Consider the following 18,200-nt stretch of genomic DNA (forward strand, 5'->3'; position numbering starts at 1 on the left):
CAAGCCCGACCATGCGCCACGCCCTGCTCTTCCTGCTCGCCCTCTGTGTCGTTCCCATGGCCCGCGCCGGCATCGTCGATGCACCGGCCTCGGATCTCGATATCTCCCTGATGACCTACGGGCCGGGCGACATCTACTGGGAACGGTTCGGGCACGACGCACTGGAGATCCGTGACCGCGTCAGCGGCGAAGCGATCGCATTCAACTACGGCGTATTCGACTTCGATCAGAAGGGCTTCATCCTCAACTTCGCGCGCGGCATCATGGCCTATCGCATGGATGCCGAGACCACGCAGTCCGATGTGGAGTTCTACGCAGGCGAAGGGCGCTATGTGCACCGCCAGCACCTGAGCCTGGATATCGCACAGAAAGACGCACTGCGCCGTTTCATGCTGTGGAACATCCGCCCGGAGAACGCGGGCTATCACTACGACTACTACACGGACAACTGCACGACACGCGTGCGCGACGCACTCGACACGGCGCTCGGCGGCGCGCTTGGCCGCCAGCTGGGCTCCTGGGGCGGCGCCATGACCTACCGCGAGCACACCGCCCGACTGATGAGCAACCAGACCTGGCTGATGCTCGGCATGGATCTTGGCCTCGGGCCTTACGCCGACCAGCCGATGACAGCATGGAAGGAAGCCTTCCTGCCCATGGTGCTCGAAGCCGAGCTGCGTCGCGTACGTATCGGTGATGGCGCAAAGGAACGCCCCCTTGTCGACGGCGAGGAAATCCTCGCGACGGGCCGACTGCTGCCGCCGCCATTCGAAGCCCCGGACCTCCGCTGGCCCCTGCTGATCGCAGGGCTGCTCCTCGCGATTCCACTGGCGCTACCCGCATTCACGCGGCATCGCGAGGCCCGGTTTACGTTCGTGATTGCCGGCACTTTGTTCAGCGTCTTCGCTGGCCTGGCCGGTCTGTTCATGATCGGACTGTGGGCCTTCACATTGCATCGCTCGGCCTGGGGCAATTTCAATCTGCTTGCCTACCAGCCGCTGGCGTTTCTGCTGATTCCCGGCATCTGGCGTCTGCGTCGCGCCGGTCGCCCGATGGGGCGTTTCAGCACACGCATCGCAGCAATCTCGTTTGCCGCCTGCATCATCGGCCTGCTGCTGCATCTGTGGCCTGATTTCCCGCAGCGCAACATGCCGTGGCTGCTTTTCGCACTGCCCTGCTGGGCCGCATTGTTCGCCACATTCGGCCGTCGCCACGACTGACCCTCCCTCTTTCGGGTAATTGACGCCACCGCGTCAAAGCACGCAAATAGACGGCTAATTCCAGACGAAGCCCAGGGCATGAACGCACCCTGACGAGGCTTCGCCGCACGCGGTTGTGCGACGCAGGTCACGGACATCCCCCTCCCTGACTCTGACGGCCGTCGGTCACCGATTTCGTGCATGGCGAAAACGCGAAGTCCATCGCAAGAACGCATTCCATTCGACACGGACGGCTGCGTATGGTCGGTCATGACTGTCAGGATGTCACACTTGCCCGTCACGCTCGGGCCAGGTTTACGCAACTGCGGGTGGACGATGTCATGACCTATGTATCCACGTATAAACCCCGGCACGGAAGGAATTTGCGTTAGCGATGACGTGACCCACTTCACGCATCGAATTGACTGACAAATAGCCGCAGCGCAACCCGAGGGTGCGTTTGCTTTCCCGCCACCTGCGCGCTTCCCCGACGCGTTTGACCAGCGGTATTCATGAATCTCAAACCGAGCGACCTGCCCCTACTCGTCTCTCTCGACATGCTGCTGGAGGAACGTAACGTCACCCGCGCGGCGTCGAAGCTTCACGTGAGCCAGCCTGCGCTTTCCGCGCAACTGGCGAGGCTTCGCCGCCTGTTCAACGATCCACTGCTCGTTCCGTCCGAAACGGGTCGCGGCATGGTGCCCACGCCCAAAGCCGAAGAAATGGCGGCGCCGCTGCGCGACGCGCTTTCACAACTCGGCACGCTGGCCGACCCCGGCGGCGCCTTCGATCCCGTGCGGGATGCGGCCACGTTTCGTATCGCCGGCTCGACCAGCGCCGTGGGGACCTTCGCGCTTCCCCTCATTCAGTCCTTTCAGGAAAAAGGCAACCGTGCCCTCAAGGTGGCGTTCCGCGCGGGATACGAAGACCAGGACGTGCTCGGCCTGTTCGAAAGCGGCGAGATCGACATCCTGCTCGTTCCGAACGAGGACGTACCCAGCTCGCTGAAAATGCGCCAGCTGATGGCCGACGAGTTCGTCATGGTGCAGCGTGCGGGGCACCCGCGTGGCACGCACCGTCTCTCCGTCGAGGAATACTGCTCGCTCAGCCACATGGTGGTTTCCTCCTCGGGCCGCCTCGAAGGTCTGCTGGACCAGCACCTGAAGCAACGGGGCCTGACGCGCGACGTCCTGGTCTCCGCATCCAACGGCGAAAGCATCGGGCCAATGCTCAATGCGACGGATCTCGTCTGCACGGTGCCGCAGAGCATGTTCGACTCGCTCGGCGCGGGTATCGAAGCATACGCATTGCCTTTCGACATCCCCGACACCGCGCTGGCGATGGCCTGGCACAGCCGGCTCGACAAGCAACCGGCCCACCGATGGCTACGCGAGGAACTCACGCGCATCAGCCGTGGACTGCATCCCACGCGGCATACGGGCGGCCAGATCTATCCCTTCCCTCCACTGGAGCATCTCCGTGACGGATACCACTGATCACCTGCTGGAACCGCTGGACGCCGAAGCGCCATGCGGCCCCAATCTCGAATACGACGCGGCCTTCCTCACGCTGGAAAGCCTGGCGGCACCCCGGCCGGAGCGCGCGATCGGCGACACCGTGAAGCAGGCCGAGGAACCCGACTGGCGCGACGTCGCGCGACAGGCCGAACAGGTTGCCGGGCGTACGCACGATCTGCGGGTCGCCGTTCACCTGGGCAACGCACGGCTGAAGACCGCCGGTGTCGTGGCCTGGGCGGCGAGCATCGGCCTCATCGCCGGGTTGCTTCAGCGCTACTGGGACGACGTGCACCCGCGCCTCGACGGCGACGATCCGACCGAGCGGATCAATGCGCTCGCGTCGCTCTCGGCGGTGGATGGCACCGCTGGCTATCTGCGCGGTACCCCACTCCTGCGCGCCGAACGCATCGGAGCATTCTCCCTGCGCGACCTGCGTCTGCTCAACGGAACGCTGAAGCCGGGCGACGCACCGACGGCGGACGACGGGGCGGTCTCGCAGGAGATCGTCGACGCCGTCGTGCAGCACGTCGACATCGCGGAACTGCTGGCGACGGACGCTGCGATTGCTGAGGCCGTCTCACAGGTACAGGCGATCGGACACGTGTTCGAGACGCGCACGCCAGGTGCCGGCCCCGACCTCGACACGCTCGAACGCGACCTGCGTGAGTTGCATCTGTTCCTGCGTGCACAGGTCGCGTCGCGTGCACCGGAAGCCCTTGCCAGCCAGGACGCGGAGGCCGCGGGAGAAGGCGACGCCATCCGTCCGGAGACGGAGCATGTCGCCGCACGCGGTCCCGTGCGCAACACCGACGACGTACTACGCATGCTCGAAGAGATCTGCGCGTGGTATGCGCGGCACGAGCCTTCGAGTCCCGTACCGCCTTTACTCCGCCGCGCCAGTCGCCTGGTGGGACTGAGTTTCGCGGAATTGCTGCGGACGCTCGCGCCGGGTGGCCTGTCCGAATTTCAGTCGCTGGCGGGGGACGACGAAAACCCGTGACGTGCGTGGACCCGGCGTCAGAACGGCGGAAACAGGAGCAGCCAGACGACCGCTCCAGCACCCACGACCGCCGCGCCCACCCACCAGGCCATGCCGCGCAGACTTCGCCGCGAACGCACCATCGCGCGGCGCGTCGGCATGTCGCGAGCCGCGCGGATGCTCAGGGACATCGCCGCGGCGGGACGGCGCAACGTGTGCGATGCCGTGCCCTCCTGCCGCAACGTCGCATTGAGCAGCGCACGGCGCCGACGACGATACTCAGGCGTATCGATACGCGCCGCACTGTGGGCGTCGTTGAGGTCGCTCAGCTCGCGATTGACGCTCCGCTCCCATGCCGTCATTTGATGTCCCTCACCAGCCGGAAGCCGACATCCCGTTCCGGCGAGCCGTTGCTCGGGCGCACGCTGGCGACGGAACAGACCGCCGGACCGCTTCGGAAACTGCCACCATGCACCACCAGCGCGTCGCCGCGGGTCACCCATTCCCAGACACTACCGGTCATATCGATCAGTCCCCATGGATTGACGATGCCCTTGCTGGTCAGTTCGTCGCTGCGCATCAGCCGTCCCAGGCCCGATGACGAAGCGCCGCAGTTGGATTCCTTCGCATCCCAGTTCTCGCCCGCCCGCGCGGCCAGCAGCCACTCGTCTTCGCTAGGAAGGCGATACACGTGCCCGCTGACCTGGGACAGCCACGCCGCATAGCGGCGGGCGAAGGCCGCGTCGATCGAGCGCGCGGGATCGGTCAGCGGGTTGTCCTTCTTGATCGCGCACGTCCGCGTGGCACGGCAGAACTGGTCGAGATCGGCGATGTGTACCTCGGTACGCATCATCGCGAACGGCTTGCGGCCACGAGGTACGACGACCATGGCCGGGCCGTGGGCGCCGGCGGAAAACGTGTCGAAACATTCGCGCCCGCTGCCTGCCAGCCCGCGCAGGGCGCACGGATCGGCGACCGGCGCCACCGTCCGCAGTTTCTTCACTACGTTGGCCAGCGAGCCGTCCGGAAGCGCTTTCGACGCGGCCATGGCCGCTTCCAGATCCTTAAGGCCTTCCGGATCCTCCTTGCCCACCGCTTCGACCCGCTTACGCAATCCGTCCTGATCCGCCGCCGTGACGGTCGGCGCTCTGGCAGCCGTCATCACCGCGAGCGCCAGCTGGTAGCGATTGTTCGCGGCGACCAGGTCGGCGCGCCCCGGAAGCTGGGTAACGCCCGCGGCGATACGATCGGCGGCTTCTTTCCAATGCCCGGCGGCGCAGGCGGCACGGGCCGCCCCCAGATAGGCGTGCGCCAGCAGATCGGCGGCTTCGTCGTTCACGCTTCCCGGGCCGTCCTGCGTCGCGCGGAGCTGGCGAAAGCTGTCGCTGGCCTTGTCGAGATCCCCTGCCGCGGAAGCGCGTCGCAGCGACTCCAGCCTCGACGCCTGCTCGGCGGCGCGGATATCAGGCGACGTGGGCGGTGGCGCAGCGGTCGACGCCGGTGCGACCGCGGCGAGTTTCAGTTTCAGCTCCGGGCTGGAAAGCAAGGGGCTCGCGGGATCGATGGCGCGGATCCTGGTCAGGATGGCCGGTACCGCGTCGTCACCGCTGCCGGTAAGCCGATTGGCCAGCATGGCCTGGCTCAGTGATGTATCCAGTCGATTGAGCGCGTCGTCGCGTTCGTGCGCCACCTCTTCGCGGCGACGGTCCAGACGCGGTGCGAAGGTCTTCAGTTCACCGCGCAGACGGAACGCTTCCTGGGCCCCCGCGTAGTCGTAGCGGCCATGCGCGGGATCCCAGTCGTTCGCCACCAGCCGGACGAGGAAACCGTCGATGGCGTCCGCACCGTCGACCACGACACGCCGACGCTCGTCGCCATCGAGCGCCGCCAGTGCGACGCGCGCATCGTCTTCGTTGTGGAAACCGTCCGCCTGACCGGGACCGAAACGTCGCAATGTGTCGACGACATGCTGCTGGTGGATCCGCATCGCGCCATACCAAGCGAAGCCCACCGCGACCACCGTGAGCAACAGCGCCCCGGCGAGCCACGGCGTCGCGCGTTCGCGCCAGCGGCGCTTGCGCAGGCCGGCCAGAAGGTCGCCGATGCCGCGCGTGCGCTTATCCGCCGTAAACGCCAGTCCATCGCAGAGCGCCTTGTACTGGCGCTTGTCCAGTCCCGGTACCGCGGGCGGACGACGCCCCGCGTTCATGGCTTCTTCCGCGCTTTCCTTGTCGAAAGGGTGGCGCCCGGTGAGCAGTTCGACCACGACACAGGCGAACGCATACACATCGTCGCCGGGCGTCGGCGACCTGCCCTGAAGCATCTCCAGGCTGGCGTATGCGGGGGTCATCGCACCCAGCGTGCCGGCATCGAAAACGGTGCGGTCGTCGGCCGCTTCGAGGCCGATCTGACCCGCGCGCGCGATGCCGAAGTCGAACACCTTGGCAACGCCGGATGGCGTGATCATCACGTTACCCGGCTTGAAATCCGAATGCACGATACCCGCCGCGTGCGCGCGGGACAGCGCTTCGCCCATACCGTCGATCAGGGGCCACGCCTGATCGAACGGCATACCATCACGCGCGCGCGAACGGATGACCGTGCGCAGGTCGTCGCCCTCGACGTACTCCATCGTCATGAAGACGTTACTGCCGTCCTTGTCGAAGTCGTACACACGGACGATGTGATCGTTGCCCAGATGCTGCGCACGGCGCGACTCGCGTTGCAAGGCGATCAGTGCGTCCGGATGCTTGCGGAATTCGTCGTTGAGCACCTTGATCGCGACATACGGATCGCGGTCGCGTGCTTCGACCTTGCGCTCGTCGCGCGCCAGATACACCACACCCATCCCGCCACGCCCGAGTTCGCGCTCCATGAGGAAGCGACCCTTGAGCAGGCTGCCGACGGCGATGCGCTCGCCTTCGGCCATGCCGGACATGCGGCGCCAGGTATCGCCGGTGCCCTGCGATGCGGATGCCGTCGTGGCCGCGGACGATGCCGCGCCGTCACCGGCCTGGGTATGCAGCGGCTTGAACACCGTCGCATCATCGTCATCGTCCGCACGGGGCGGTGTCGACGGCGACAGCGGCAGCACGCGGGTTTCGTCGTCGCCAGGAGGCTGCGTCATGGGTGCGACTCCTCGTAATCGTCCAGTCGTATCGCCACGGCGGACACATTGTCCCTGCCCGCGCGATTCAATGCCGTACCGACCAGCGCATCGATCAGACCGGCCGGGTCGGAATGACGCCGACAGTGCACCTCGATCTCCGCATCGGTCAGCTCCTTGTTGATGCCGTCCGAACAGAGCACGAAACACGTGCCCGGACGGCGCGGATGGACCACCCAGTCCACAAACAGGTGATCTTCCGCACCGACCGCGCGCGTCAGTGCACCGGCGTTTTTCTGCGCCGTCTGCGCGCCGAACCGTGTCTCGTCGGCGCGGTCGCCGTGCACGTGGTCGTGGGTTACCTGCCACAGACGTCCATCTTCAAACGCGTACGCGCGGCTGTCGCCGACCCAGCCGACCACCACCAGATCGCGCGTATGTACGAGCACCACCACCGTCGAGGCGACGGCGTCGACGCGCCTGTCGCTGGCCAGGGCGCGCAGACGCTGATTGATGCGCAGCAGTTCGTCTTCGACCGCGTCCATCGTGTCGGTCACGTCGTGCGCGGGAGGCAACGCGCGCAGCCGCTCGGTGATCAGCGAACTGGCGACGTCGCCGGCGCTGTGGCCGCCCAGTCCATCGGCGACGGCCCAGAGGCCACGTTCTTCGGCGACGAGGATCGCGTCCTCGTTGTGACGACGCACATGGCCGGTCTCCGTCCGGCCGGCGGATACATAGGGCATGCTCACGCGAAAGGCTCCAGGCGGTCGACGCCGAGCAGGCGCAGGTAATCGGGAACACCGGGAAGACCCGACATGGCGATGCCGTCACCGGGAACATCGTCCCGCCACCAGAGACTTCGCGCGTGGTCGGGCATGCGGGGCAGATCGTGCTGGCCCGCGACCGGCTCGGGAAGCATGGCGACCACCGCGTCGAAGATCGACACGCTGACCGCATCACGCGAGCGCTCCATCGCGGCGTCGAGCGCGTGGAACCAGGCGGGACGAGGCGGCCGCGGCCATCCGTTCTGTCCGCGCGGCACGGGGGCGCCGAGCATCAGCGGGAACGGCCGGTCGACGCGGTCGTGCGAAGACGCGATAACACCGGCCCACGCCAGCGGCCCGCATACGTGTGCGGCCAGAACGAATCGCCAGGATGGCGCCGCGCCGAAGCGGTCCTTCCAGCCCTCGCCCAGCGCCTCGGCGATACCGGCCAGTGCCGCCTGCATGGCGGTATCCCAGCGATCCACGAAGCCGACCGGCAGACGGCGCTGCACGAAATCTCCGGCGCAGGGCAGCTTGCCGTGGAAACCTACAAGTACCCGCGTCATGTCGGACACCGGAAGCGGCGCACGCTGGTGTCGCCGAACGGGTTGCGCAAGCTGGACGCCTCGATGTCGACGTTGGCCCGCACGCTGCCGAAGCCGAAGCTGGCACCGAAGCGGGTCTCCGTACGCCGCTGGAGCGACGCGGCATCGAGTGCGTGGAACCAGCCCCACTCGCCGGGGTACTCGAGGACCGGCAGCGGATTGCCGGCGGTGTCCCACGCGCTGACGCGCGTGCTCCCCGGCGTCGGTCCCGGCCAGCGCATCGCGACCGGCGCGCTGTCCTCGCCCGCCTTGTACTCGAATTTCTGGCCGTCGATCTCCACCAGCAGGCGACCGATACCGGCCGGCGGCGTTGTGATCGACAGCGTGAAGCCGACCTGTGGCGCGGGGCCGTCGCGGAAATACGCCTGCCGGATCGCGTCGGCGAGCTGCGCCTGCGCCAGCACGGCACCGCCGGAGCGGGCACCATCCGCGTCGCGGAACGTCCATGTGCCGCCACTGCTGTCGACCGCGCGCGAGAGCGTCTGCTTGAAGAAGGTGTCGAAGCGCCCCCCGTTACCGAACAGCTCGGCGAAGTTCTGCACCGGGATGTCGGATCGGCTCTCTGCCGTGAACGGATAGCGCCCTTGCACGAAGCGGGAGCAATCCCCGCCCGCCGCCTGACGGAACCCATCGGCGAGCGCGCCGTCGGCGCCTTTGCTCACCAGGTTCTGGCTCGAACCGACGAGACTGCCCAGCCACGTCGAGAGCGGCGGAGGCAACTGACCGGCCTCCTGCCGCGCCACCGCCAGAGCGGGGTCGGGTTGTCCGAAGGTGTCCACGCCCGGCCGCAGCGTCAGCAACGTCTTGCTCATCTGGTCCAGCACACCGAGCACGCGATCCACCGGCATGCTGCCCGGCGTGCCATCGGTCAGCTGATTGAGCGTGGCGAAATGATCGGCGATGGTCGCGTCGGGACGTTGAACGGTCGCGCGCTCGGCCGGTGCGCTGCCTTCGGCGATCACGCGCGCAATCTCGCTGCGACTCTTCACCCGGTCGACCACCCGGCGTTCGGCCACCGTCGCCACCTTGCCGCCGCCGTCCGGTGCGGCCTGGCGCAGCAGATCGCTGGTATTGTCGCGGACCAGCATCAGCAAGGCCTTCAGCGGCGACCCCGGCCCGGCCAGACGTGCCGCCACACCACTGGCTTCCTGTACGTTGGCCACCGGCTGCAACTGCAGGTCGCCGATGAGTTCGTCCCACGCACGGATGTAGTCGGCGACGTAAAGCGTCTGCACCTGAGCGACGAGCGAGGCACGACGCAGGGGATCCGCCGTCGTCGCACCGAACACCCAGTCATCCTTCACGAAACGATCCACCGCTTTCGCGATCCCGCCCTGCGTGCCCAGCGCGGCACTGCCGCCCTCCTGCACGAGGTTGGCGAACACGGGGCGCGTGTAGAGCGCCGGCAGCGGCCTTGCCAGGGGCGCACCGCTACGGCGACGAAATACATTGCCAAGCAGCCCGAGTGTGCGATCCAGGCGTACCGGCATGTCCTGACGCGTCTCACTGTCGAGCTTCAGACCGCCGTAGATCAGCGTCGCCAGGTCCGCCGCGCGCAACGAGGCACGCGCCGCTTCCACCAGCGCGGCGTCGACAGGCAAGCTGCGCAGCCCGTCGTGCCCGTCGAACAGCAGACGGAAGTGTCCTTCGAGCGCATCCGCCAGCCCGTCCTCATCCGGGAATACCTCACGCCAGCGCTCGCGTGCCAGCAACGACAGCGCTTCGCCATCGCGGTGCTCCGGCTGGCCCAGCATGAGGTAGCCCTTCAGCACGTAATAAAGCCGCTGGGGATCGCCCGCCGCATCGCGCAGGCCGTCACGGAACTGCAGCGCCAGCCCCGGTACGACGCTCGCATTGATCTCGCGCACGTGCGCGGCACGCACTTCGTCGAACAACGCGTCGCCCTGGAACAGGCCGAAGCGCATCGACCACGGCCGTTCCGTGCGTACCTGCGCCGCCACCTGTTCGGTGCGGCCAAGTGGATCGAGCCGCTGCAGCGCCTGCGCATCGTACTGACGCAACGACGACGGCACCGGCACGCGCGAGTCGTCCGGATAATCACGCAAGGCCTCGTCGACACGGGCGACAAAATCCGCGTTGCGCGCGGCGCTCGTGAACATGCCGATCAGCAAGCCGGCCGTCAGCACGGCAATCGCCGCGATGGCCCCCGCTTCGGCCAGGCGGCGACGGCGCAGCCGCTGCGGGTCCGACCCCGCGAAACCCGCCTCGGGAAGAATCACGTCGTTGAGCAGTCGTTCGACGAAGAAGGTACGCCGTGGCGAACGCGTGGTGCCCTGGACCGACGAACGGATACCGAACGAATGACCGACCACCGAAAGCACACGATCGATCGGCGTGCCCTCCTGGGTGCCGGACGTCAGGTACATGCCACGCAGCACGGGTGCACGCCCGTAGGCATGACTGCCGAAGATGGCGGCGGCCAGCGGCACGGCCAGTTCACGCAGGTGACGCAACTGTTGCGGGAAGGGAAGGATCCTCGCGCGACGGCGCACGTCACGTTCGGCGTGCATGCGTTCGATGGTCCCCGCATCGATGCGCTCCAGCAGCGCATCGAACTCGCCGCCGAGCAGCGACGAGGCACCGCCGTCGAGGCTGCGCTCCGGCGTGAACGTCACACCCCAGACCTGCGCGCGTCCCGCGGCGTCGAGCGTGTCGACCGCTTCGAGGAAACCGGCGACCAGATCGACCTTGGTGAAGACCAGATAGACCGGCAAGGTCACGCCCAGCCAGGTGCCCAGTTCGTCCAGACGCTCGCGCAGCGTGTCGGCGAGACGTTGCCGCCCCGCCACGTCCATCGTCAGGAGTTCGGTGACACTGACCGTGAGCAGTACGCCGTTGACCGGGCGACGACGACGGTACCGGCTTAGCAGACGCAGGAAATCGTGCCACGCCGGTGCATCCACGCCGGGATCGGAATCCTGTGTGGTGTAGCGGCCGGCGGTGTCGAGGAACACCGCCTGATCGGTGAACCACCAGTCGCACTGGCGTGTACCGCCGACGCCGGCCAGGGACTGCTTGCCCGCCGTGCTGGCCAGAGGAAAGTCGAGCCCGGAATGCTCGAGCAAGGTGCTCTTGCCGGAGCCCGGCGCACCGATCACGACGTACCACGGCAGGTCTTCCAGCTTGCCGCCACCCTCCCGACGCTTGCGCAGCACGGCAAGTGCGTCGAGAAAGCGCGCACGCAGACCGTCCCGCTCCGCCTGGATGCGGGCGTCGACGTCCTTGCGTCGCGCGTCGTCTTCGCCGGCCAGCGCATCGCCCATGCGCCGGTCGCGACGCCGCGCCAGCCATTGGCGCAGCAACACCACGCCGATCCAGACCGCCGCCACCGCGACGATCGCGATGACGCGTGCGGCCACGCTGGCGAGCGGCTGGCGATCGCCGATTCCCAGATAGGGTCCGCCGAAGGCGATCAACAGCGCGCAGAGGAGGATGCCGATCGCCGTGCGAAGCCACACGTGACGGAACATGTCGTTGAAACGTTTCATCCAGCCTCCGGAACGAACAGGATCTCGACCCGGCGATTGCGCGCGCGGTTGGCCGGCAGGTTCGCCGGCGTGGCGATCGGTTGCGAGGCGCCCGCCCCACTGGCCTCCACGCGTCGCGGATCGTCCAGCTGCTTCGTCAGCAGCGCACTGACGTTGCGTGCGCGTGCCGCGGAGAGTTCGAAGTTGTCCTTGAACCGCAGCGAGCGGATGGGCTGGTCGTCGGTATGCCCCACGACGATGACCCGGCCATGCACCTGGTTCAGCGCCCTGGCGACGCGCTCCAGCATCGCCGCGTGCGTGGGCGCCACATCGGCGCCTCCCGAGGGGAACATTTCCGAAGCGGCCAGGCGGATCGTCGCCTGGCCGTCCGGTTTCTCGTCGACGGAAAGCGCACCACTGCGCGCGTCATCGGCCAGCAACTGACGCAGGCTCACCGCCTGCGGCTTCGGTGGCGCGGCCGCCACGGGCAACGGCACACCACGCAGGCCGATCGCGGCGAGCTTCGCGCTGACCGGCTCGGTACGTCCGTTGAGCCGCGCATGCAGGTAGATCCACATCCCGCAAAGCAGACACACCGCCACCAGCGCGGCCATCCAGATGGGGATGCCACGCCGTGGCTTCAGTGGACGATCGACACCTTCCCAGCGCGGCGACAGCGCGACGGGCGTCGCCGCGCGATAAGCCATGATCCGCCGGTATACGTCTTCGCGGCGATCGGCGAGGCGCGCCACACCGCCGGGCTCGACGAGGTACTTGCCGCCGAAACCCAGGGCCAGGCACAGATACATCAGTTCCACCAGATCGGCATGCCGGACCATGTCCTGGCACAGCCGGTCGAGGATGGCGAAGAACTTCTCGCCGCCGTAGGTCTCACCGTGAAAGGTCACGAGCAAGGTCTGCCGGCTCCAGCCGGTCTGCTCCCCCCAGGGCGAATCGAGCACCGCCTCGTCGATCATCGTGCACAGCACATAGCGCGCGGCGACCGAGGTCTGCGCGTCGGCACCGGCGCGTGTGGCGATCTCTTCGAAACGCCGGATATAGGCGATGGCGCGATCCCTCAGCAGGCCGGGATCGGGCGCTTCCGCGCTGTTGCGCAGCTGCGCGGCCAGCAGCAGTAACGGATTGGCTGCACGAACGAGCGGATTTCCGCCCGCCGACGGCAGGTCCTGCACGCTGCGCGCAAGGTCACGCTCCGGCTCGCGCTCGCGTACCGGTGGGTGGGCTGGTACGTCCTGGCGCGCGGCACTGGCCCGTACCACGGTGGCGTCCGCGTCGCGTTTCGCGTTGCTCTCGTCGTAGTTCATCGGCTCACGTCCTCACGGCCCACAACTCGAGCTCCAGCCCCTCGAAACCGTTGCCGAAATGCAGGGCCACGCCGCCGGAGGTGCGCAGCGTCTTCCACATCGGCGAGGCCGTATCCAGTTCGAAATACTGGTAGCCCGCGTGATACGGAATCTGCCGCGGTGCCACGGCGAGCGACGCCACCGATACGCCGGGCAACTGCAGGTTGACCAGGTCGCGAATCTTTTCGACCGGCCCGATCTTCGACTGCGTGGGCAGACGCCGGCGCATGTCCGCAGCGGCGATATCGGCCTTCGCCGCCAGCACGAACGAGGCGCCATCGAGCAGTGTCGTGTCCGCCACCGTGCCCACCCACACGCCGTATTTGCGCTGTTGCAGCGGGACGGGCACGGCAGTCTGCTCGAGCACCGCGCTGAGGCTCAGTCGCAACGCGGCGATCACGGGCTCGAAGCTCTCGCGCAGGCGGTCGTGACGGTACGGAGGAAACGTCACGCTGCGTTTGCCCGGCGTGGTGAACGTAGCGAGTTCACCCGCCATGCCGAGCAGGAGGCGATACAGATCCTCCGGGTGCAGAAGCGGCGCCTCGGCGAGATGCGCGAGCTGCGGCTGGTAGCGGTTGACCACCTGCAGCATGAGGAAGTCCGTGAGTTCCGCCGTGCTCGCACGGTCCGCACCGCCGACACGCCCGGCAAGCGCTTCGCCACGCTGATGAAGCAGACCGAGCAATTCGGTCAGGAACAGGGTCAGACGCTCCGAGGCGCGACACGCGAGCGCGCTGGGCATGAAGCCGTCGTCGAGCACCACGCGCCGGTCGGCGCGACATTCGACCAGATGCGCCAGCGGCAGCTCGACCAGGCCTTCGCGCGCCTGCGCCGTGGCGACCACCCGCGTACTGAGGCCACCGACTTCGAGTACCACCGTCCCCGTCGTGCTGCCCGAGGCATCGACCACCTCGGCCTCACGCACGGCGAAACGGGCAAGCTGGCCCGGCGCCTGCGTATCGGGCCACAGGCTTTCGGCCTGTGCGGGCGAACGCAGCGGCAAGGTCAGGTAGATCACCTGGTCACGCCAGTTGGCGTCGATCTCCAGCGGCGGTGGCAACGGATCGCGGTCGGGCATCGAGAACGGCGTGCCGTCCGGAAACACGCCGCGTGCCCGACGGATGCCGAGCTTGCCGATCGCGAGCAGGTCGCGCTCGAGTTCCAGTTCGTCGAACCCCCACGGGTACGACCGCAGGGTGGCGGCCCGCAACTCCACGTAGCGTTCGGTGTAGCGATCCTGCTGTTGCATGTGCTGCGGGCGAAGGAACAGACCTTCGCTCCACACCACCTTGTTGAATGCGGTCATCGTCGGTTCCGGTCAGCGGTTGTCGCGCTTGGCGCGCACGAGCTGGTCTTCATAGGCGCGGGCGAATTCGTCACCGAACAGGCGACGGAAACGTTCTTCGGGGTCGGTGGCCAGCTTCTGGAAATGCGCGCGGTAGCGTTCCCACGGGCCGCTGGCCGGCGCAAAACCGAACCGGGAGCGGCGCGTGTCGCCCTCTTCGAAACGCGCCGGGTCGAACTGCGCGATCAGATCGTCGAAGGCGGCCCTCACGCCCGCGAGCAAGGCCACCTGGTGTTCGCGGATGTCGTCCATGGCGTCGACGATCGCCGCCTCTCCGGAGAGAAAGGCCTCGTTGGGCGCGGCGAGCACACGTGCCAGCGCTTCGGTGCCGGTGGGGGCGAACTTCAGCGGATTGTTCTCGCGTCGCTGAATCAGGGTCGCGGGGAGGCGGAACCCGTTCTTCAGTTCGGCGCGTGCGCGCAGAACGTCCATGACGCCGTCGAGGACGAGGGCGAAAAGGGGTTCGATGCCGGTGGTGGGGCTGGGTGGTGGCGGTGTTGGAGCGGGGGTGGATGTGACCGGATCGGCGGTGGGGTCGCGCGCGGGGCGCGCTCCTACAGGGGGGGCTGGGGGTTGGGCGGGTGCTGCTGCCATGGGCGCTTCGGGCGTCGCGACGTCGGGGGGCATCTGGAACAGGCTTCGGGTGCGGTCCCAGTGCTCGGGCAGCACGGGTGCCACGCGCGGTGGGTCCGCATCGACCGTGGGTGCATCGAAGCGGTCCGTCATCGGCGATGCATGGTTCCAGTGCCCGGAAGCCTCGACGGCGGCCGACGCATGATCCACCACGGGCATGACGGCCTGGAACCACGCCATCGGGTCCAGCGGTGCCGCGGCGGTCCCGGGAATCAGCGACGACCCGCCGTGGGCATCACCGGTGATCAGCGATGGCGCCGTGCCCAGCGGCAACGGCGAGTCGTGATATGCCGGCGACGTGTGCGGCACACGAAGCGTCTGCAGGCTGCGGTCGTGCTCGCGTCGCGCCGTCGCCTGCTCGTCGACGGTTGACTCCAGCGCCACGAGAATCTCGAAGGTGTCCAGTTGGAGGCGGTCGCCGTCGCCGAGCGAGACCGGCTCGCCACCGCGCAACGGCGCGCCGTTCAACAGCATGCCGTTGGTGCTGCGGTCCTCAATGAAATACAGCCCGTTGAGATGGCGGACGAAGGCGTGCTGACGGGAGACACCCTGCGCCTGCAAGACCCAATCGCAATGTTCGGCGCGGCCGATGCTCAGATCGTGAGCCTCGGCACGTACGGAGGTGCGCTCGGCGATGTCGCCCGCGTGGTCGCCCAGGATGGAGAGCACGAGGCTCGGTCCGGTGGAACGGTTCATGCGAAATCCTCCGGTGGTAGCAGCTCCATTGCCGAGCCGACGAACGCGCGGCAATGGACATCGAAATCGGGAGACGACGAAGCCAGGGTCAGCAGCGCGGCCGCCGCGACCACGGCCATCAGGGGTACGGCGACAGGCGCCACGTCCCTGCCCTCGCCATCGAGCAGGAAGCCCTCCGACCAGCCCGCAGTGGCCGCGATCAGCGCACCGGTCCCGACGTAGTGGCGGGCCGCCGCATAGGCCAGTGCGGCGCGGCGACGTGTCTCGCTGCGCTCATCGAGCCATGCCTGGGCCAGCGTTAGACCCTCACGCGCGGCGTCATCGGGCGCGCTGTCGCGCACGCACTGGCACAGCCATGGCACGACGTAGCCGCGGGGCATGAGGCGCATCGCGAGGCGGAGCGCGGCGGGAACGTCGCCATGCGCAAGCAGCGTCCGGACCGCGGCGCGCTCACTCATGTCGTCGCGCAGCAACGGGAGCAACGAGGGATCGAGACCCATCTCCCGCGCGGCGGTTCCGATCGTGAGCGACGGGCCGTTCATAGCAGCAGCGGCGGCATGCCTTTCAGCACGGCCGGTCCCAGCGTGGAAGAAAGCATCAGCGCGGCACCCGAGGTGACCGCGATCGCCGCGGTCGCATTGATCGTCACCGTGGCGCCGGCCGTCACCGAGACCGCCGCGCCGGACGTGAGGGACGTCGCGCCGCCGGACATCAGATTGATCGCCGCCATGGCGTTGACTCGCAGTGTGCTGCCGACGATCTGGATCTCGCCGGTCCGCTTCATCACGATGCGCGCCAGGCCGGTGACCAGTTCAATCTCTTCGCCCGCCTCGATACGCAGACGGCGACCGACCTTCAGCGTGTCGTCGCGACCGACCTCGTGCGAACGGTCGCGTTTCACTTCTTCGGTCTCGTCGCGATCGATCGTCGAGAAGTGGTCGTTCTCGGCCTCATGCCGCAGGTCGCGCTGCGCGTGAAACAGCAGTTCCTCGGCGCCCTTGCGATCCTCGAAGCGAATCTCGTTGGCCTCCCCCGCCGCCCCACGCAGACTCCGGCTGACCACGCCGCTGCGCGTCTTGTCCCCGGGCAGCGCGTAAGGCGGCATATGCTCCTGGTTGTACACGCTGCCCAGAAGCAACGGCCGGTCGGGGTCGCCTTCATGGAAGCCCACCACCACCTCCTGGCCGACACGCGGGATGAACTGCGCACCCCAGCGCTTGCCGGCCCAGCCCGACGCGACGCGGACCGGACACGACTGATCCGCCTTCGGCTTGGACGGCGCGTTCCAGAAGAAGGTGACCTGCACGCGCCCCTGGCTGTCGACCTCGATGTCCTCATCGGTCTGGCCATACACCACGGCGGTCTGTACGCCGGCAATGGAAGGGCGCGGCGTGACCTGCGCGGAACGAAACGGCTGGCGGCTGCGGATCACACGGAAATGGCAGGCGAACGGCGACTCATCCTTGTCCGGTTCGACACCGCCGCCCTGGTAATCGACCTCCACCAGACGCGTCGTGGCGCCGATCACGAGGTATTCCTGATTGGCCTGGGCCAGCGGAAAGTCCTTCAGGCGGAACAAGGCGCCCGTGGCCAGACCCACCGCATCCGTGAATCCCGACGAGGTCGCCTGCGGCACGCTCAGCGCATCGGCGCGCACCTGGGCGAATCGCTGGCCGTCGGCATTCTTCTGCGCGTAGCCCACGGAACCGTAGGGATAGTCGTAGATCTCCAGCCCCGAAACATTGTGAGTGTCGGCACTGTCGCTGACCTGCTCATTGGCCAGCAGCGAGAGTCGCGGTCGCTGGTAATCGTAGTCGTCCAGACGGACACGGGTGGGATTGACCGAACGGGCGGATGTCCAGTCGCTGATCGACGACTTCATCCGGTGGCCGCGCTCGGTAGGCGGTGCGTAAGGAATGGTTTCGAAGCCCGGCACCGTGGTATGCGCACCGAGCGCATCGGCGAGCACCATGGTGTGCGCGCCACTGGTGTGGGTGAAGAAATAATAGATGCCCTCCTGCTCCATCAGCCGGCTGATGAAGTCGAAGTAGCTCTCCCGGTACTGCACGCAGTACTCGCGGGCCGGGTAATTCGCACTGAGGCTCAGCCGCACGTCGCCATAGCCGAACTCCGAGAGCACGTCGCGGACGATCTGCGGTACCGTCTTGTTCTTGTAGATACGGCAGTCGGACGTGTTGCGCAGCAACCACGGCCTGGGCACCAGGGTGAACGTATATACCGCGTAGCGCACGTTATCGATGTTGATGAAGGCACCCTGCGCCGCTTCTGATACGATGCCGTTGAAGTAGCGCACGTAGCCCTGGGGCGTCGTCACCGTGACCGTCATCGACGTCCCCAGAAGCGCGCGCAGGTCCACGCCGGGATCCTTGCTGATCGCTTCCAGCTCCCAAGAAAACAGGCGGCCGAGCTCTTCCCCGGCCGTCATGTTGGCGAAGAGCAACGTCTTGCCCAGGCTGGACTTCAGCGTGATCGCGTGCGCCATG

13 protein-coding genes are annotated in these 18,200 nt (G+C 67.3%); 3 read left to right on the forward strand and 10 right to left on the reverse strand.

Annotated elements, in window-relative coordinates:
* Positions 1-11 precede the first annotated feature (11 nt).
* From J2X57_RS18425 to tssA, 3 genes are all read left to right on the forward strand, one after another.
* Entirely contained in the window at positions 12-1,220 is a 1,209-nt protein-coding gene (locus J2X57_RS18425; protein ID WP_309869252.1) for a DUF4105 domain-containing protein, read from the forward strand.
* Positions 1,221-1,711: 491 nt separating this feature from the next.
* A complete protein-coding gene (locus tag J2X57_RS18430) occupies positions 1,712-2,695 on the forward strand; it encodes a LysR family transcriptional regulator (protein WP_309869254.1) in 984 nt (327 codons plus the stop codon).
* Positions 2,679-3,716, forward strand: coding sequence for a type VI secretion system protein TssA (gene tssA / locus J2X57_RS18435; RefSeq protein ID WP_309869255.1), 1,038 nt, complete (start codon positions 2,679-2,681; stop codon positions 3,714-3,716). Before J2X57_RS18430 ends, tssA begins: the two co-directional genes overlap by 17 nt.
* Before the next feature lie 17 nt (positions 3,717-3,733).
* Here tssA and J2X57_RS18440 read toward each other — a convergent pair whose 3' ends face one another.
* The 10 genes from J2X57_RS18440 to tssI are packed head-to-tail and all read right to left on the reverse strand — an operon-like array spanning position 3,734 to position 18,199.
* On the reverse strand, positions 3,734-4,057 hold the full coding sequence (locus J2X57_RS18440) for a hypothetical protein (RefSeq protein WP_308847042.1): 324 nt from the start codon (positions 4,055-4,057) through the stop codon (positions 3,734-3,736).
* Entirely contained in the window at positions 4,054-6,822 is a 2,769-nt protein-coding gene (locus J2X57_RS18445) for a bifunctional serine/threonine-protein kinase/formylglycine-generating enzyme family protein (protein WP_309869258.1), read from the reverse strand. The genes J2X57_RS18440 and J2X57_RS18445 overlap by 4 nt, the downstream gene beginning before the upstream one ends.
* Positions 6,819-7,550 (reverse strand): serine/threonine-protein phosphatase, encoded by a 732-nt coding sequence (locus tag J2X57_RS18450; protein WP_309869259.1) that lies wholly within the window; start codon positions 7,548-7,550, stop codon positions 6,819-6,821. Before J2X57_RS18450 ends, J2X57_RS18445 begins: the two co-directional genes overlap by 4 nt.
* Positions 7,547-8,131 (reverse strand): type VI secretion system-associated protein TagF, encoded by a 585-nt coding sequence (gene tagF, locus J2X57_RS18455; protein WP_051943880.1) that lies wholly within the window; start codon positions 8,129-8,131, stop codon positions 7,547-7,549. The genes J2X57_RS18450 and tagF overlap by 4 nt, the downstream gene beginning before the upstream one ends.
* A complete protein-coding gene (gene tssM / locus J2X57_RS18460) occupies positions 8,128-11,679 on the reverse strand; it encodes a type VI secretion system membrane subunit TssM (RefSeq protein ID WP_309869261.1) in 3,552 nt (1,183 codons plus the stop codon). Before tssM ends, tagF begins: the two co-directional genes overlap by 4 nt.
* Complete coding sequence (gene icmH / locus J2X57_RS18465) at positions 11,676-12,983, reverse strand: type IVB secretion system protein IcmH/DotU (RefSeq protein WP_309869263.1); 1,308 nt, start codon at positions 12,981-12,983, stop codon at positions 11,676-11,678. Before icmH ends, tssM begins: the two co-directional genes overlap by 4 nt.
* Before the next feature lie 4 nt (positions 12,984-12,987).
* Positions 12,988-14,328, reverse strand: coding sequence for a type VI secretion system baseplate subunit TssK (gene tssK, locus J2X57_RS18470; protein ID WP_309869266.1), 1,341 nt, complete (start codon positions 14,326-14,328; stop codon positions 12,988-12,990).
* A gap of 12 nt (positions 14,329-14,340) precedes the next feature.
* Positions 14,341-15,696, reverse strand: coding sequence for a type VI secretion system-associated FHA domain protein TagH (tagH, locus tag J2X57_RS18475; protein WP_309869268.1), 1,356 nt, complete (start codon positions 15,694-15,696; stop codon positions 14,341-14,343).
* The gene (locus J2X57_RS18480) at positions 15,693-16,238 is read right to left on the reverse strand and encodes a hypothetical protein (RefSeq protein ID WP_079520827.1); all 546 of its coding nucleotides are present in this window, start codon (positions 16,236-16,238) and stop codon (positions 15,693-15,695) included. The genes tagH and J2X57_RS18480 overlap by 4 nt, the downstream gene beginning before the upstream one ends.
* Positions 16,235-18,199 carry a type VI secretion system tip protein TssI/VgrG gene (tssI, locus tag J2X57_RS18485; protein ID WP_036115038.1) on the reverse strand — a complete coding sequence of 655 codons (1,965 nt, stop codon included), beginning with the start codon at positions 18,197-18,199 and terminating at the stop codon, positions 16,235-16,237. Before tssI ends, J2X57_RS18480 begins: the two co-directional genes overlap by 4 nt.
* Position 18,200 lies beyond the last annotated feature (1 nt).

The organism is Luteibacter sp. 1214 (genome assembly GCF_031455395.1).
In the GTDB taxonomy this organism is placed as follows: Bacteria; Pseudomonadota; Gammaproteobacteria; order Xanthomonadales; family Rhodanobacteraceae; genus Luteibacter; species Luteibacter mycovicinus.

Excerpts from the sequence above, each read along its gene's own strand:
- J2X57_RS18425 (WP_309869252.1), top strand. The coding sequence starts at position 12 with ATGCGCCACGCCCTGCTCTTCCTGCTCGCCCTCTGTGTCGTTCCCATG.
- J2X57_RS18430 (WP_309869254.1), top strand. The coding sequence starts at position 1,712 with ATGAATCTCAAACCGAGCGACCTGCCCCTACTCGTCTCTCTCGACATG.
- J2X57_RS18440 (WP_308847042.1), bottom strand. The coding sequence starts at position 4,057 with ATGACGGCATGGGAGCGGAGCGTCAATCGCGAGCTGAGCGACCTCAAC.
- J2X57_RS18445 (WP_309869258.1), bottom strand. The coding sequence starts at position 6,822 with ATGACGCAGCCTCCTGGCGACGACGAAACCCGCGTGCTGCCGCTGTCG.
- tagF (WP_051943880.1), bottom strand. The coding sequence starts at position 8,131 with ATGACGCGGGTACTTGTAGGTTTCCACGGCAAGCTGCCCTGCGCCGGA.
- tssM (WP_309869261.1), bottom strand. The coding sequence starts at position 11,679 with ATGAAACGTTTCAACGACATGTTCCGTCACGTGTGGCTTCGCACGGCG.
- icmH (WP_309869263.1), bottom strand. The coding sequence starts at position 12,983 with ATGAACTACGACGAGAGCAACGCGAAACGCGACGCGGACGCCACCGTG.
- tssK (WP_309869266.1), bottom strand. The coding sequence starts at position 14,328 with ATGACCGCATTCAACAAGGTGGTGTGGAGCGAAGGTCTGTTCCTTCGC.
- tagH (WP_309869268.1), bottom strand. The coding sequence starts at position 15,696 with ATGAACCGTTCCACCGGACCGAGCCTCGTGCTCTCCATCCTGGGCGAC.
- J2X57_RS18480 (WP_079520827.1), bottom strand. The coding sequence starts at position 16,238 with ATGAACGGCCCGTCGCTCACGATCGGAACCGCCGCGCGGGAGATGGGT.
- tssI (WP_036115038.1), bottom strand. The coding sequence starts at position 18,199 with ATGGCGCACGCGATCACGCTGAAGTCCAGCCTGGGCAAGACGTTGCTC.